This is a genomic window from Erythrobacter sp. (genome assembly GCF_040217515.1).
In the GTDB taxonomy this organism is placed as follows: Bacteria; Pseudomonadota; Alphaproteobacteria; order Sphingomonadales; family Sphingomonadaceae; genus Erythrobacter.
Genome location: NZ_JAVJPT010000007.1, coordinates 311,674 through 326,868 on the forward strand (window position 1 = coordinate 311,674; position 15,195 = coordinate 326,868).

Annotated in this window: 17 protein-coding genes; 12 read left to right on the forward strand and 5 right to left on the reverse strand. The window is 66.0% G+C overall.

Going from position 1 to position 15,195, the window contains the following annotated elements:
* The first annotated feature begins 121 nt into the window (after nt 1-121).
* Nucleotides 122-289: a 50S ribosomal protein L33 gene (gene rpmG, locus RIB52_RS09930; protein ID WP_034902319.1), complete on the forward strand. Its 168-nt coding sequence runs from the start codon at nt 122-124 to the stop codon at nt 287-289.
* 85 nt (nt 290-374) lie between these two features.
* Complete coding sequence (locus tag RIB52_RS09935) at nt 375-1,040, forward strand: LolA family protein (RefSeq protein WP_502879511.1); 666 nt, start codon at nt 375-377, stop codon at nt 1,038-1,040.
* Nucleotides 1,041-1,367: 327 nt separating this feature from the next.
* Here RIB52_RS09935 and RIB52_RS09940 read toward each other — a convergent pair whose 3' ends face one another.
* Nucleotides 1,368-2,807 carry an alkaline phosphatase gene (locus RIB52_RS09940; protein ID WP_350175266.1) on the reverse strand — a complete coding sequence of 480 codons (1,440 nt, stop codon included), beginning with the start codon at nt 2,805-2,807 and terminating at the stop codon, nt 1,368-1,370.
* 120 nt (nt 2,808-2,927) lie between these two features.
* Between RIB52_RS09940 and RIB52_RS09945 the strand changes: the two genes are divergently transcribed.
* The 3 genes from RIB52_RS09945 to RIB52_RS09955 all read left to right on the forward strand — a co-directional run bounded on the left by RIB52_RS09945 (nt 2,928) and on the right by RIB52_RS09955 (nt 5,671).
* The gene (locus RIB52_RS09945) at nt 2,928-3,716 is read left to right on the forward strand and encodes an exodeoxyribonuclease III (protein WP_350175267.1); all 789 of its coding nucleotides are present in this window, start codon (nt 2,928-2,930) and stop codon (nt 3,714-3,716) included.
* Nucleotides 3,713-4,801 (forward strand): GTP cyclohydrolase II, encoded by a 1,089-nt coding sequence (gene ribA / locus RIB52_RS09950; RefSeq protein WP_350175268.1) that lies wholly within the window; start codon nt 3,713-3,715, stop codon nt 4,799-4,801. The genes RIB52_RS09945 and ribA overlap by 4 nt, the downstream gene beginning before the upstream one ends.
* Before the next feature lie 156 nt (nt 4,802-4,957).
* A complete protein-coding gene (locus RIB52_RS09955) occupies nt 4,958-5,671 on the forward strand; it encodes a hypothetical protein (protein ID WP_350175269.1) in 714 nt (237 codons plus the stop codon).
* 174 nt (nt 5,672-5,845) lie between these two features.
* On the opposite strand, the gene RIB52_RS09960 is transcribed toward RIB52_RS09955, so the two are convergent.
* Nucleotides 5,846-6,844 carry a right-handed parallel beta-helix repeat-containing protein gene (locus RIB52_RS09960; protein WP_350175270.1) on the reverse strand — a complete coding sequence of 333 codons (999 nt, stop codon included), beginning with the start codon at nt 6,842-6,844 and terminating at the stop codon, nt 5,846-5,848.
* A 144-nt stretch (nt 6,845-6,988) separates the two neighbouring features.
* On the opposite strand from RIB52_RS09960, the gene RIB52_RS09965 reads away from it, so the two are divergent.
* The 6 genes from RIB52_RS09965 to RIB52_RS09990 all read left to right on the forward strand — a co-directional run bounded on the left by RIB52_RS09965 (nt 6,989) and on the right by RIB52_RS09990 (nt 12,214).
* Nucleotides 6,989-7,318, forward strand: a complete 330-nt coding sequence (locus RIB52_RS09965; RefSeq protein ID WP_350175271.1) for a hypothetical protein — start codon at nt 6,989-6,991, stop codon at nt 7,316-7,318.
* Between the two features lie 13 nt (nt 7,319-7,331).
* Nucleotides 7,332-7,559, forward strand: a complete 228-nt coding sequence (locus RIB52_RS09970; protein ID WP_350175272.1) for a putative periplasmic lipoprotein — start codon at nt 7,332-7,334, stop codon at nt 7,557-7,559.
* Nucleotides 7,560-7,601: 42 nt separating this feature from the next.
* Nucleotides 7,602-8,807: an acyl-CoA dehydrogenase family protein gene (locus RIB52_RS09975; protein ID WP_350175273.1), complete on the forward strand. Its 1,206-nt coding sequence runs from the start codon at nt 7,602-7,604 to the stop codon at nt 8,805-8,807.
* Nucleotides 8,808-8,887: 80 nt separating this feature from the next.
* Nucleotides 8,888-10,129: a CoA transferase gene (locus RIB52_RS09980; RefSeq protein ID WP_350175274.1), complete on the forward strand. Its 1,242-nt coding sequence runs from the start codon at nt 8,888-8,890 to the stop codon at nt 10,127-10,129.
* Nucleotide 10,130: 1 nt separating this feature from the next.
* A complete protein-coding gene (locus tag RIB52_RS09985; RefSeq protein ID WP_350175275.1) occupies nt 10,131-11,357 on the forward strand; it encodes an acetyl-CoA C-acetyltransferase in 1,227 nt (408 codons plus the stop codon).
* Nucleotides 11,354-12,214: an HTD2 family dehydratase gene (locus tag RIB52_RS09990; RefSeq protein ID WP_350175276.1), complete on the forward strand. Its 861-nt coding sequence runs from the start codon at nt 11,354-11,356 to the stop codon at nt 12,212-12,214. Before RIB52_RS09985 ends, RIB52_RS09990 begins: the two co-directional genes overlap by 4 nt.
* Nucleotides 12,215-12,216: 2 nt before the next feature.
* Here RIB52_RS09990 and RIB52_RS09995 read toward each other — a convergent pair whose 3' ends face one another.
* From RIB52_RS09995 to ppk2, 3 genes are read right to left on the reverse strand one after another with little or no spacing between them, the layout of a single operon-like run.
* Nucleotides 12,217-12,420 (reverse strand): type II toxin-antitoxin system antitoxin, encoded by a 204-nt coding sequence (locus RIB52_RS09995; protein WP_350175277.1) that lies wholly within the window; start codon nt 12,418-12,420, stop codon nt 12,217-12,219.
* Between the two features lie 21 nt (nt 12,421-12,441).
* The gene (locus RIB52_RS10000) at nt 12,442-13,335 is read right to left on the reverse strand and encodes an SPFH domain-containing protein (protein WP_350175278.1); all 894 of its coding nucleotides are present in this window, start codon (nt 13,333-13,335) and stop codon (nt 12,442-12,444) included.
* A 57-nt stretch (nt 13,336-13,392) separates the two neighbouring features.
* Nucleotides 13,393-14,229 (reverse strand): polyphosphate kinase 2, encoded by an 837-nt coding sequence (gene ppk2 / locus RIB52_RS10005; RefSeq protein WP_350175279.1) that lies wholly within the window; start codon nt 14,227-14,229, stop codon nt 13,393-13,395.
* Nucleotides 14,230-14,254: 25 nt separating this feature from the next.
* Between ppk2 and phhA the strand changes: the two genes are divergently transcribed.
* On the forward strand, nt 14,255-15,193 hold the full coding sequence (phhA, locus tag RIB52_RS10010) for a phenylalanine 4-monooxygenase (RefSeq protein WP_350175280.1): 939 nt from the start codon (nt 14,255-14,257) through the stop codon (nt 15,191-15,193).
* Nucleotides 15,194-15,195: the final 2 nt, after the last annotated feature.

Consider the following 15,195-nt stretch of genomic DNA (forward strand, 5'->3'; position numbering starts at 1 on the left):
GGAATCGCCCAATGGCGCGCGTCTGTGTGGCGGCGATCCCCGTATGGGCACGCGTCGCCCTTTGTTTTTGTTCCCTTGTTTTCCGGCCCCGCAGCCGCACCCTTTTCGACAGGAAACCGCCATGGCGAAGCCCGCAACCGTCAAGATCAAGCTCGTCTCGACCGAGGGCACGGGCTTCTATTACGTCACGAAAAAGAACCCGCGCAACATCACCGAGAAGATGACCTTCCGCAAATACGATCCTGTCGTGCGCAAGCATGTCGAGTTCAAGGAAGCGAAGATCAAGTAAGCGCATCGCTCCGCGACTGCGGATCGCGCCCGTCTTGCGCAGTTCACCCCCGGTTCAATGCCCCGCCGCTAGACAGCGAGGCATGATGGCATTTTCCTTTTCCCGGCGCGTCCGGCTGGTCGCCGTATCGCTCGGTGCCGGCCTTCTCGCCGTGGCCCCGCTCACCGCGCCGCTCGTTCCTGCGGCCCATGCCCGGCAGGCGAGCGGGAGCGTGGACGACGCGGTCCGCGCGCTGCGCGGCATCTCGACCATGCGCGCCGATTTCACCCAGATCGACCGCGACGGCCGCCGAGCCGCCGGCACGATGACGCTGAAGCGCCCGGGCAAGATCCGGTTCGACTATGGCCGGGATTCCGACTTTCTCGTCGTCTCGAACGGCAAGTCGCTTTACGTCGTCGACTACGAGGTCAGGCAGGTCGAACGCTACCCCGTCAAGCGCTCGCCGCTGGGCGCACTGCTCGATCCTTCGCGCGACGTTGCGAAATACGGCAAGCTCGTGCCCACTTTGCGCGACGAGGTTCTCAGCATCGAGGTGCGCGATCCCTCGCGGCCCGAATTCGGTGTCATCACGATGATCTTCGTGAAGAACGCGCGCGCGCCCGGCGGCTGGGAGCTCAACAGCTGGGTCGCGCTCGACGCGCAGAACCACCGCACGACGGTGCGCCTGTCGAACCATCGCTATGGCCTCTCGGTCGCGGAAAGCACTTTCGATTTCGACGATCCGCGCAGGGCAAGTCGTCGCCCGCGGTGAACGGTTCGCCCGCGCGCGGTTGTAGAAATGCGACAAACCTAGGCCCCCGTTCATTTACCGGAAAGCCATTTCGGCGTAATGCTGTCGATGACAAGACGATCGAAGACGGGTTTCCCCCCTGTTGCCCTCCCCTTCGCAAAGGTCGTCTTGCACAAGCGTGACGAACGCTCACAACGGACCCCCGACCCATCGCCCCCGGGTCGGGGGTTTTTGTGTTTGGGAGTCTTCGCACGCCTGCGTCTTCGACTTCGGCTCCGCCCTTGCCGCCCGCCGAGTCGGGCGGCAAGGGTGCCATAAGCTTCGTCCGCGCTGGTCGCGAAGGGCTATTCAATCCCACCCCAGCGCGCGGCGGATAATGTCGTAGATCACGTTCTGCTCGATCACGCCGCGCGCCCGATCCGCGCCGGGGCCATTGGCATAAAGCGCGACATCCTCGCCCGCATGGGTCTCGCTGCCGAGCGGGACCGTCGCCTGCTGTTGCGCCTCAAGACCCGTTTCCGGCACCGGGCGCTCTTCCATTCCTGCAATGGCACCCGGGCCGTTGGCGTAGCCGAGGGTCGTGTAGGGCCTGCCGTCGGAAGCGGGCATCGGTTCCTCGGTGTTGCTGATGTCGCCTTGTGGCGGCACGACAAGGCCGAGAATGTCGTTCCCGCGCCGCGGATAACCGGCAATGGTGAAGACGTGGCTGTGATCGGCCGTGACGAGGATCAGGGTTTCCGCCGGGTCGGTGTTCTCGATCGCATATTGGATCGCGCGGGCGAACTCGACCGTCTCCTCCAGCGCATAGCCCGCCTTGCCCGCATGGTGCGCATGGTCGATCCGGCCGCTTTCGACCATCAGGTAGAAACCGTCGGGATCGCGCTCCAGCCGCTCCAGCGCCTGTGCGGTCATGCCGGTCAGCGTGGGTTCGCTCGATCCTGCTCCGCGCTCGGCGACATAGGTCATGTGGCTGGGCGAAAAGAGGCCAAGCACGGGGGCATCCACGGGCGCGTTGGCGAGACCGGACGCATCGCGCACCACGGTCCCGCCGCTGCGCGCGGCCCATTCGCCGGGAAGGTCGGCCTGGACGTCCGACCGCCGTCCGCCCATGCCGCCGCCGAAGAACACGGCCGAGCCTCCGCCCAGCGCCACGTCCCATTCCGCCTCGACAAGCTGGGTGGCGATATCCTTGCAGCCATGCTGCGCCTCGGCCTCGGGCACGCTCGCTTCCCAGTTGCGGTCGGCGCTGCGGGCATAGACGCTGGCCGGGGTCGCATGGGTCAGCCGCGCGGTCGAGACGATGCCGAGCGCAAGGCCGCGCTGCTTCACTTCCTCTCCCAACAGCGGCAGCGGATGCGCCAGCGCGTCCTCGCACGATCCGCGCGTCGCTTCCGGCCCGATGCCGAGCACGCCGATGCGCGTCTTCGTCCCCGAATGCATCGCCGTCGCGGTCCCGGCGCTGTCGGGAACCTGGGCATTGGTGTTGTACGTCTTGACCAGCGCGACATTGGGAAAGCTCTCGAAGGAGAGCGTATTCTCCTCGCCGCTCTCCCCGCGTTTCTGGCCTTCGTAGATGCGCGCGGCGGTGATGGTCGAAATGCCCATGCCGTCGCCGATGAAGAGGATGACGTTCTTGGCCTTCCCGCTGCGGGAGAGCGACTTTTCGCCCCCCGTCATAACGGCATCGGACCGGTTCTCGTCGGCGTAATTGTAATTGTTGGTGGTCGTGCAGGCGGCAAGCGGCAGGGCGATAGCCGCAAGCGCGATGAGCGGGCGAATGGTGGGCATGGGGTGTCTCCTTGTCGCGCGCGCTATCGCCTTACGATGTGACGGTAAAGGGACGGTTCGCCTCTGCGGGCCGGAGCGCCGACTGGATTTTGCCCGCCGCCGCGCTTAAGTGCCCCGACCATGCTGTCCATTGCCACCTGGAACATCAATTCGGCCCGCCTGCGCCTGCCGCTGATCGAACGCTATCTCGGCGAGCACGCCCCGGACATATTGTGCCTGCAGGAGATTAAGTGCCAGGAATCCCAATTCCCGGCCAGGGCGCTCGCCGAGATGGGCTACGAGCATCAAGCGGTGTGCGGGCAGAAGGGCTATCACGGGGTCGCCACGGTGAGCCGCGTGCCGATCCGCGAGATGACCCGCCACGACTGGCAGGACAATGGCGAGGCGCGCCATGTCGGGGTCGAGGTGGTGGGGCGCGACCTCTTCCTCGAAAACGTCTACGTCCCCGCCGGCGGCGACGTGCCCGACCGGGAGGTGAACGCGAAATTCGGCCAGAAGCTCGACTTCCTCGAACGCATGGCGCGCTGGGCGGACGCGGTGGACAAGCCCACGCTGATCGTCGGCGATTTCAACATCGCCCCGCTCGAATCCGATGTTTGGAGCCACAAGCAGCTGCTCAAGGTGGTCAGCCACACGCCCGTCGAGGTCGAGGCGCTGGACCGTTTCCGCGGCGCGCATGGCTGGGTCGATATCGGGCGCGAGCATGTCCCCCACCCGGAGCGCTACTACAGCTGGTGGTCCTATCGCTCGCCCGACTGGCGGAAGAACGATCGCGGGCGGCGACTCGATCACATGTGGGCCTCGCCCGCCCTTGCCGCGCAGGCGCGCAGTCATTCCCTGCTGGAGGAAGCGCGCGACTGGGAAAAGCCGTCCGATCACATCCCCCTGCTTACCGGGTTCGACGTGTGAGCGATATTCCGCAGCCGTCGCCCGAGCGCCGCGCCGCGCAGGCCGTGGACGCGCTGCGCCATGGCTGGCCGCTGGCCTTCGCGGCCGGGACGCCCCAGGCGGTGACGCTGCTCCCCATCGAGACCGCCATCGCCAGCGGGGCGACATCGGCGCGCCTGCTGATTTCAGCCGCCCGCGCCGCGACTTTGAAGCTTGCCAACCAGCGCGAAGCCGCCGTGCCCCATGCCCCGGTCCTGCTCCACGGTGGCGAGCCCTTCACCCTCGCCGATGCGACCCCGATTGCCGACCCCGCGCTCGACCTCGCCAATCCGCTGAAAGGCCCCTTCCGCGCCGAGCCGCTGGCATGGGAAGAAACCGCGCGCACCGCGATGGAGCTGGCCCGGATCGCCGGGATCCTGCCCGCCTTCATGGTCGACGCGCAAGATGCGGGCGAGCCGCACCCGCTGCTGGCCGAAGACCTCGCCGAATACTCCGAGGCGGCGCGGCTGCGCATCGTCACCCGCGCGCGCCTGCCGATCGCGGCAAGCGAGAGCTGCGAAATCGTCGCCTTCCGCTCCCCCGCCGACACGCGCGAGCATGTCGCGCTGGTGATCGGCAAACAATCGGGCGAAAGCGCGCCGCTGGTTCGGCTCCATTCGGAATGCCTCACCGGCGACATCCTCGGCAGCCTGAAGTGCGATTGCGGGCCGCAGCTCGACGCGGCGCTCCACGCCATGGCGAGCGAGGCGCGCGAGAAGGACGGCTGGGGCATCCTGCTCTATCTCAGGCAGGAGGGGCGCGGCATCGGCCTCGTCAACAAGCTGCGCGCCTACCGCCTGCAGGACCAGGGTTTCGACACGGTGGAGGCGAACCAGCGTCTCGGCCTGCCCGACGAGGCGCGCGATTTTCCCACCGCCGCGCGCATGCTCGACCTGCTCGGCGCGGGCGCGATCCGTCTGCTGACCAACAACCCCTCGAAGGTCGAGGCGCTGGAAGCGGCCGGGATCGCGGTCGCGGAAAGAGTCGCGCACCAGCTGCCCGAAAACCCGCACAACGCCCGCTATCTTGCGACCAAGCGCGATCGTTCGGGACATTTGCTGATATGAGGATGGTTGCGCTGACTCATAAGGTCGTGAACCGGCTTGAGTATCATGACCGGTTTTAGCATTCTCAGCCCCGAAGGAGCCGTTCGATTATCGACCCCATTACGAGCATGCGCTGTCTCCGATACGCACACCCGACCAACCCCAAGAGAGGTATCAATGAAAGCCTTTTTCGTCGCTATTTTTTCGGTCTTGCTATTCGCTTGCGGCGCCAGGGCAGAGGGAGAGGCGTATGACTTCCGAGCTGTCTATAGTGCTGGGAATGGTGCCTTAGAAATGACTCTCGAATACTCTGCTGATGGTGATCTTAGGGTTGAAGAAAAAGGGCAAGACATGTGGCTCTTGCGGCGCGACGAGGTGAATTACTTTGTTATTCCGCAAGAGGACGGCGCTGCCGTTTTGGATACGCGAATTATGTCGAAGCTGATGCGAAATGTAATGCCCGACAACCTCCCGCTAAACGAGGCACCGCAACTTGAGTTGGTAGAGGCCGGTGAGACTGAGATTAACGGTCGGCAGGGGACGGGCTACCGTCTAGCCAGCGCACCATCAAGCGGGCCGTTCTTTATCGTTTTGAGTAGCGATGACTCTCTGTCCAGATTGGGTGACGCTATGCTGGCGCAGTTGCGAAGCTCGGTCGAGTTAAATCCGTTGGCAGGAAACTCGTTCGACAATGTTCTTGACATAATGGCCACCGGCGCTCCGATTTCCTACGCTGGCGCTGACTTAACTTCCTTCGAGATGGTCGAGTTGGACCCCTCTGTTTTCGAGCTTCCGAGCGAGCCATTGGATGAAGCTGGCTCTCGGCAATTGATGATCGAACGCGGGATGATTCCGAGCGAGAAGATGGAATTGCCTAGTTTCGAAGATTGAAGTCGCAACGCTTGCGGTTTGATTGAATACCGGCGAGCTGGAAACCGTTAAGCAATGCTATGCACGTTCTTCGAGTCCCGCAGTGTCCGCTTTCCACCCAGCTTCGGCCATGGACGGGGCTGCTCCAGCCTCCCGAAAGCGGACTTTCGGCGCGCTTTCCGGGAGAGGCGATCCTCAACGCCGCTCGTATTCCTCGATCCCCTCGGCAAGGCGATTGCCCGACAGCGCCACGCGCTCGCCCGTCCAGTCGGCGAGGAAGGCGCTCGACCGCCTCAGGCCGGGCACGAAGCGCGCTTCGTTGCCCGCGATTTCCAGCCCGTCCGACGGATGCAACCGGTCTTCCGCGCCCAGCGCGATGAAGGCCGAGTAATTCTCCTTCTCGCGGCCCTGCACGAACCAGTTGCCCGCGATGCGCCCGCGCGTGCCGGCGGGAAGGTCGATCATGTAGTTCGTGCCGCTACCGGCCGAATCGTCGAAGGAATTGCCCTCGATCACGTTCACCGCCGCGCGAGATTTGACGTAATGCCCGCCCGTGCCCTGCTCGAAGCGGCTTTCGCGTAGCGTGAGTTCGGGCACGTCGCCGATATAGATCGAATGCGCGCACCCGGCCGAGTTCTCGCAGGTGCCGAGCCGGGTGAAGGTGGAACGGGTGATGTGGATGCGCGCATTGGGGACCACGCCGGTGAGCAGCCCCTGCTGGCTCTCGGCGAAGGTCGTGAAGGCGACGTTGAGCGCGCCGTTCTCCAGCCTTATGCCCGCCCCGTTACCGTCGCCCACGGAAATCCCGCGCAGCACGAGGCCCTTCACCTCCGCGCCGCTCCCGCGCAGGACAAGCGCGGCCTTGCCTTCGCAGGCGCGCCCTTCCAGCACGGCCGTGCCATAGCGGCTCGCCTCGTAGGTGATGACCCCCGCCTCCTGCACCGCGCACTGGCGATACCGGCCCGGAGCGATGCTTATCGTCGCGCGCGAATCGCCGATCGCATCGACCGCCTGCTGCAGGCTCGCATAGGAAAGCCCCGTCTCCTCGACCGTAAAGGGCCGCTCGCTCGCCTGCGCCAGCAATGCCGCAAACGGGATCGCCAGCACTGCCAGGGCCGCCACGAAGAGGATCGCGGCGAGCGAGGGCCGGGAAAGCGTTCGGGCAGGCATCGGGGCGGAGCGGGAACAGGTCATGGTGGCAGCATAGGCGCAACAGGTTAATCGGCGTCTAACCATCGCGCCTTGGCGAATTCGCGCTTGGCGTTTGCGCCCCGGCTTGGCTAAACCCTGCCGCGTTGTTTTCGGTCCGCGCCGGACCGTCTGGAGGAGGATGACCCGATGAAAAAGACCCTCGCCCTTGCCCTGCCCTGCAGCGTCGCTCTCGCCCTTGCGGCCTGCGGCGGAACCGATAACGCCGCCGAAGACGCAAGCGCCGAAACGGTCGAAGGCCCGGCCGAGGAGGCGCTTTCGGGCGTGAGCGAGGAGCCGGTCGAGGACCCCGACCTCGCCGAGCCGGAAGAGACGGGCGAAACCCCGGCCCCCGTCGGCGAGGACACCGCCAGCGAAGCCGCCGATGCCGCCGCCGATGCCGCGGCCGAGATCGACGCGATGCTGGGCGAGGCCGAGGCGACCGCCGAAGCCGCCCGCGCCGAACTCGAAGCCGAGTAGGCGCATCGCCCGCATGCCCCGCCTCCTTCTCGCTGTCTGCACGGTCGCGCTGCTCGCGGCCTGTGGCAGCGAGCCGGATGCACCGCCCACAGGCGTGAGCGAAGGCGAGCGGCAGGCGCTCGAGGATGCGGCCGAAATGCTCGAGGCCGATCGCCTGCCCCAAGGCGTGGTCCCCGGGACCGAAACGCCCGCTCCGACCCCGCAGGACGACGCCGAAACCGCGCCCGAAAGCGGCGCGTAACTCCTTGAAGAACCCCGCGCACATTCCAAGCGAGACAGATTCATGAATGCCCCCATCGCAAATCCCGCCCGCACCAATCCCGGCATGGACGAAGAGACGTTCGAGCAGTTCGCCGAGCAGCTCTCCCGCTATGTTCGCGAGCGCCTGATCCCGGCGGAAGGGGATCTGATCGAAAACGACCGCGTGCCCGAGGAAATCCTGACCGAAATGCGCGACATGGGCCTGTTCGGCATTTCCGTTCCGCAAGAATACGGCGGCGCGGGGCTCAACACCCGGCAATATGCGCGCGTCGTCAACATCATGAGCTACGCTGCGCCCGCCTATCGTTCGATCTTCTCGATCAATATCGGAATGTTCGCGAGCGCGCTGAAGAACGGCGGGACCGAGGCGCAGCGGCAGGAATGGTATCCCAAGCTGATCGAAGGGAAGATCGCGTGCTTCGGCCTGACCGAGCCGGGCTCGGGCAGCGACAGCGCGGCGATGCAGACCACCGCCGTGCCCGACCCCGAAGGCAATGGCTGGATCCTCAACGGCTCGAAACGCTACATCACCAACGCCCCCCATGCCGACGTCGCGCTGATCATGGCGCGCACCGAAAAGGAGGCGCTGCCCAAGAACGCCCACGTCTCGGCCTTCATCGTGCCGATGGACACGCCGGGCATCTCGACCGGAAGCCCGGACAGGAAGATGGGGCAGGCCGGCTCCCACATCTCCGACATCATGCTCGACGACGTGAAGGTGCCGGGCGATGCCCTGCTCGGCGGGGAGACGGGGCAGGGCTTCCGCTTCGCCATGCAGAGCCTCGACAATGGGCGCATCTCGGTCGGCGCGGCGGCGACGGCCTATGCCCGCCGGGCGCTCGATTCGGCGCTTCGCTACGCCAATGAGCGCAAGGCCTTCGGCGAACCGATCGCGCGCTTCCAGCTGATCCAGGCGATGCTCGCCGACAGCGAGACCGAAATCTACGCCGCCGAATGCATGATGCGCGACGTGACCGAACGGGTCGATCGGGGCGAGAACACGATCAAGGCCGCCGCCGCGTTCAAGGTCTTCGCCAGCGAGATGTGCGGCCGCGTGGTCGACCGGGTGGTGCAGATCTATGGCGGGGCGGGCTACTTGGCCGAATACGATGCCGAGCGGTTCTACCGCGATGCGCGCATCTACCGCATCTACGAGGGCACAACGCAGATCCTCCAGCTCCAGATCGCCAAGCACATGCTGCGCGAATGGGAGGCGGTGCATGGTTGATGCGCCGACGACATCCGTCGTCGGCTAGTGCCGCGCCAAGGATCGGCCGGATGGCCGATCCGCACGCAACAGGGACTCCAATGTATAACCTCCTCAACGACCTTTCGGTCATCGAAGTCTCGAGCTTTGTCGCCAGCCCCACCGCGGGCCTCTACTGCGCGCAGCTCGGCGCGGAGGTGATCCGCGTCGATCACACGGCGGGCGGGCTTGATTACGACCGCTACATGCTGACGAAGGAAGGCCGCTCGCTCAGCTGGGAAAACCTCAACCGGGCGAAGAAATCGGTCGCGCTGGACCTGCGCAGCGGCGAAGGGCGCGAGCTGTGCGCCGAACTCGCGGCGCGCACGGGCCAGATGATCACCAACCTGCCGGAGAAGAGCTTTCTCGGGCACGATGCGGTCAGGGCTAAGCAGCCCGATGGCGCGCCCGACCTCGTCTCGGTCCGGATCATGGGCTGGCACGACGGGCGGCAGGCGATGGATTTCACCGTCAACGCGGCCTCGGGCTATCCGCTGATGTGCGGGCCGGAGGACTGGGAGATGGAAACCGCCCCGCCCGTCAACCAGGTCCTGCCCGCGTGGGATTTCATCACCGGCGCCTATTCCGCCTTCGCGCTGATGGCCGCTTTGCGCCACCGCGACGCCACCGGCGAGGGGAGCGAGGTGCGAATCCCGCTGGGCGACGTCGCCATCGGGACGCTCGCCAATTCGGGGACGATGGCGGAGATGCTCTATCGCGGGGCCGACCGCGAGCGGCTCGGCAATGCGATCTGGGGCGCGTTCGGGCGCGATTTCCGCTCGAAGGACGGCCAGCGGTTCATGGTGGCCGCGCTCACGCCGAAACAGTGGAACGGCCTTGTCGAAGCCTTCGGGCTGGAGACGCCGATAACGCAGCTCGAAGCCGAGGTCGGGGTGAAATTCGCCGACGGCGACCGCCCCCGTTTCGAGCATCGCCACCGTTTGTTCGAGCTGTTCCAGAACGTCGCCGGGAGCCACGACTACAAGGCACTCGAAGCGCGCATGGCCGCGCACGGCTGCACCTTCGAACGCTACCGCACCGCGCACGAGGCGGCGAACGACCCGGTGCTGGTTGCGGACAACCCGCTGTTCGGCCCCTCGCCCGCGAACCCCTCTGGCTTCGAATATCCCGCCACCCGCAGCTTCGCCAACCTCCCGGCGAAGGAGCCGGGCGACCCCGCCCCCGCGCCCTATCTCGGGCAGCATTCCGAAGAGGTGCTCGCCGACCGCCTCGGCCTGTCGAGCGGGGCCATCGGCAAGCTCGTCGATGCCGGGACCGTCGCGCTATCGGACAAGGACCGCTGAAATGACCAGACGCGCCGCCATCTGCACACCGCTGCGCACCCCCGTGGGCAAGTTCCTCGGAGGTCTTTCCGGCCTCGACGCGGGGCAGTTGGGTGCGGTGATCCTCAAGGCGCTGGTCGAACGCTCCGGCATCGACCCGGCGCGGGTCGACGACGTGGTGTTTTCGCAGGGCTACGGCAACGGCGAGGCACCGGCGATCGGGCATTGGTCCTGGCTCGCCGCCGACCTGCCGCTGGAGGTGCCCGGATTCCAGCTCGACCGGCGCTGCGGGTCGGGCGTGCAGGCGGTCGCGACCGCGGCGATGATGGTCGAGACCGGCATGGCCGACATGGTCGTCGCGGGCGGGGTCGAGTCCATGTCGAACGTCGAACACTACACCCTCCAGGGGCGCGGCGGCGCGCGGATGGGGGACATCACGCTGCACGACCGCCTCAGCCGGGGCCGCGTGCGCAGCCAGCCGATCGAGCGTTTCGGTGTCATCACCGGCATGATCGAGACCGCGGAGAACCTCGCCAAGGATTACTCCATCACCCGCGAGCAGGCGGACGAATACGCCGTGCGCTCGCACCGCAACGCGGCGATCGCGTGGGACGAGGGCAGGTTCGACGCGCAGCTCGTTCCCGTCGAAGTGCCCCAGCGCAAGGGCGATCCCGTGCTCTTCACGAAGGACGAGGGCTTCCGTCCCGATGCCTCGATGGAAACACTGGGAGCCCTGCGCCCCATCGACGGCAGGCGCGACCCGGACGCCATCGTGACGGCAGGCAATGCGAGCCAGCAGAACGACGCGGCGGCCGCATGCCTCGTCGTCGCGGAGGACAAGCTCGCGGAATTCGGGCTCGAACCGATGCTTTGGTTCGGCGGCTGGGCGGCGGCGGGCTGCGACCCGTCGCGCATGGGCATCGGCCCCGTCCCGGCGGTCGAGCGCCTGTTTGAGCGGCGTGGCTACAGCTGGGACGACATAGGCCTCGTCGAACTGAACGAAGCTTTCGCTCCGCAGGTGCTCGCCGTGCTCAAGGGCTGGGGCTGGAGCGATGACGATTCGCGCCGCGCAATCCTCAACGTCAACGGATCGGGCATCAGCCTCGGCCATCCGATCGGCGCGACCGGTGGGCGCATTCTCGCGGACATGGCGCACGAGATGCAACGGCGCGACGTGCACTACGGGCTCGAGACCATGTGCATCGGCGGCGGGCAGGGCATCGCGGCGGTGTTCGAGCTGGCCCGATGAATTACGAGGACTGGATCGGGCGCGAGGCGCGGGCGCGCGACACGCTGACCCCGGCGCTGGCGGCTCGGTTCTTTGCGACGTTCGATCTCGATGCGCCCGAGTCCCGGATCATGCCGCAGGGCATCCACTTCTGCCTCTGCACCCCCGAAGCGCCCACCGCCATGCTGGGGAAGGACGGTCACCCCGCGCGCGACGCCAAAGGAGTGCACAGCCCGGCAAGCTTCCTCCCGCCCTTCCCGATGGAACGGCGCATGTGGGCTTCGAGTGCGATCGAATTCCGCGCCCCGCTTCCCGTGGGCGCGGCGATCGAGCGCATCAGCCGCGTCGTCTCGATCAAGCAGAAGGAGGGCTCGAGCGGCCCGCTCGCCTTCGTCGATGTCGCGCACGAGACGCATGCCAACGGCACGCTCTCGGTGATCGAAACACAGACGCTGGTCTATCGCGAGGCCGCCGCGCCGGACGCGTCGCTGACCCCGCCCGAGCCGGGGGAGGCGCGCTTCGACACATCCGCATGGGACGCGCACACCGCGCTCACCCCGGACCCGCGCCTGCTTTTCCGCTATTCCGCGCTCACCTTCAACACGCACCGCATCCATTATGACGCGCCCTATGCGCGCGGGGTCGAGCGCTATCGCGGGCTGGTCGTCCACGGACCCCTTACCGCGAGCCTGCTATTGCAGCTGGCCACGCGCGAGCTGGGGGAGAACCGGGTTCGGACCTTCGCCTTCAGGGGAATGTCGCCGGCAATCGCGGGCGACCTCCTCCACCTCGCCATGCGGGAAGGTCAGGAAGGCTATGAGCTCGGGGCATTCGCGGCGGACGGGCGGCAGGTTATGGGCGCTGCGGCGACAGCCTGACATCACTCTTCCTTTGGCGGCCGGCCCCTGCGCGGCGGCTTTGTCCGCTTCACTTCGATCCCGCGCGCCGCGAGCGCCTCGCGCAGCAGCATCTCGATCTCGGCATTGGCCGACCTGAGGTCCGCCGCGGCGAGCCGCTCGACCGCCTTGTGCACCTCCGGGTCGAGCCGAAGGGCGAAAGCCTTTTTCGCGGGCGGTGCAGCCATCGCTGCCTCCTGCGGTTCACGTTACTGGTAAAGCGTTCCCGTATTCACCACCGGCTGCGCTTCGCTGTCGCCGCACAGCACGACCAGCAGGTTCGACACCATCGCCGCGCGCCGTTCGTCGTCGAGTTCGACGATGTCGTCGGCAGCGAGCTTTTCCAGCGCGTCCTCGACCATGCCGACCGCGCCGATCACGACCTTGCGCCGCGCGGAGATGACCGCGTCGGCCTGCTGGCGGCGGAGCATGGCTCCGGCGATTTCGGCCGCATAGGCAAGATGGGTGAGGCCTGCCTCGTCCACCGTGATTCCGGCGACATGCAGCCTCTCGTTGAGCTCGACGATCAGTTCGCGGTTCACCACGTCGGCGCTGCCGCGCAGCGTCGTCTCGTCGTCCTCCGACATGCTGTCATAGGGGTGGCGCGATCCGACCGTGCGCAGCCCCGCCTCGATCTGGATGTTCACGAATTCCTTGTAGTCGTCGACATCGAACACCGCCTGCGCCGTGTCGGCAACGCGCCAGACGACATTGCAGGCGATTTCGATCGGGTTGCCGCGCAGGTCGTTAATCTTGACCCTCTCGGAATGCATGTTGTGCGCGCGCACGGAGACCTTCTCGTTGCCGAACCACGGCCAGACCCAGTGCAGCCCGTCCTTGCGCACCGTCCCGCGATATTCGCCGAACAGCGTGAGCACGACCGCCTGGTTGGGCTGGATCATGAAGAAGCCGATGAGGATGAAGACGAGGGACACCGCCGCAAAGACTGCGGATGCGACCACCGCCCCCTTGGGCGCAGCGGCGATCAGGAGGAGGACCGGGCTCAGCAGCAGGACCAGCAGCAACACAAGCATGAAATAGCCGTTATACGCGTTGCCCCGGCTTTCGCTGCTTGGCGTCATCGAATCGATACGTTCAACCATGTCTTCCCCCTGATCGATATAAATATGCTATCATGATAATATTAAACAGCCGGCGTGTCAATCGCTCGCCTCGTGGTAGGTCTCGATCGGCTCGAGCACATCGTAACTTTCCACCTTCGGCTCGCGCCCGAGATCGGGAAAATCGATTGCCGGAGGCTCGACATGGGTATCGGGCAGGCGATCGAGCAGGTCGCGGATCAGCGTCAGCCGCCCGCGCTTCTGGTCGTTGAAATCGACCAGTGTCCACGGCGAATGGCGCGTATGGGTCGCGCGCAGCATCGCCTCGCGCGCATCGGTATAGGCATCGTATTTCGCGCGCGCGGCGAGATCGACCGGCGAGAGCTTCCAGCGCTTGAGGGGATCCTCGAGCCGTTCGCGCAGGCGCTCTTCCTGCCGGTCCTGGTCGGTCGCCAGCCAGTATTTGAACAGCAGGATGCCGTCATCGACCAGCAATTGCTCGAAAACCGGAACCTGGCGCAGGAAATGGGCGACCTGCTCCTCGCTCGCATAGCCCATCACCTTTTCCACCCCGGCGCGATTGTACCACGAACGGTCGTACAGCGCGATTTCGCCCGCGCTCGGCAGGTGCGCGACATAGCGCTGGAAATACCATTGGGAGAGCTCCGCCTCGTTCGGCTTGGGCAGCGCCACCGTGCGGCACTGGCGCGGGTCCAGCCGGTGGCGCACGGCCCGGATCGCGCCGCCCTTGCCCGCCGTGTCGCGGCCCTCGAACAGCACGACGATGCGCGCCCCCGTCGCCCTGGCCCAGCGCGCCATGCCGACCAGTTCGCGCGTCAGCGGCTTCAAGGCCCTGCGATAGGGCTTGCCCTTCAGCTTTTCGATCGAACCATCCGCCACTTTCGCCCCTTTCGTCTCTTTGTCCTTGCACAGCATATGATCTGGTATCAGATGCAACCATATGGCCAGCCTTGCCGACCCACAGCCCGATTTCACCAAGCTGCCCGAAATGTCGGGCGATGTCTTTACCGCTCCGCTCGCCCGCCCGCCGCATGTCGGCGAGGACTGGCTGGAGAAGGAGCAGACCGCCTATGACAGCGAGGACGATGCGGTATGGAACGACCTGTTCGCGCGCCAGATGGAGATCCTTCCCGGCCGCGCCTGCACGGCGTTTCTCGAAGGCCTCGACAAGCTCGACCTCGGCCGGGGCGGCGTGCCCGAATTCGCCCGGCTGTCAGACGAGCTGGACCAGCTCACCGGGTGGAGCGTCGTGCCCGTGCCGATGCTCATTCCCGATCACGTATTCTTCTGGCACCTTGCCAATCGCCGCTTCCCTGCGGGCAATTTCATCCGCACGCGCGAGACCTTCGACTACATCCAGGAGCCCGACGTCTTCCACGACGTGTTCGGCCACGTGCCGATGCTGACCGACCCGGTCTATGCCGATTACATGCAGGAATATGGCCGCGCCGGGTGGAAGGCGATGCGCTACAACCGCTTGAAGGCACTGGGCGCGCTCTACTGGTACACGGTCGAATTCGGGCTGATCGAGGAAGAGGCCGGCATCCGGGCCTATGGTGCCGGGATCCTGTCCGGCCCGATGGAGGCACGCTTCGCGGTCGAGGCGGAAAGCCCCAACCGCATCATGCTCAATGTCGACAGGGTGATGCGCACCGATTACGTCATCAGCGACCTGCAGCCGACCTATTTCGTGATCGAGAGTTTCGAGGACCTCTACCGCCAAACGGTCGAGCGCGATTTCGACCGGCTCTATCGCAATCTCGCACCCGGTTTCACCTACGCCAATTCGGCGGTGATCGATGTCGACAATGTCGTGAACCGCGGCACCCTCGAATACCACCTGCGCGGCGGGCGCGGCAGCGGGGCGGAACCCGTCTAGGC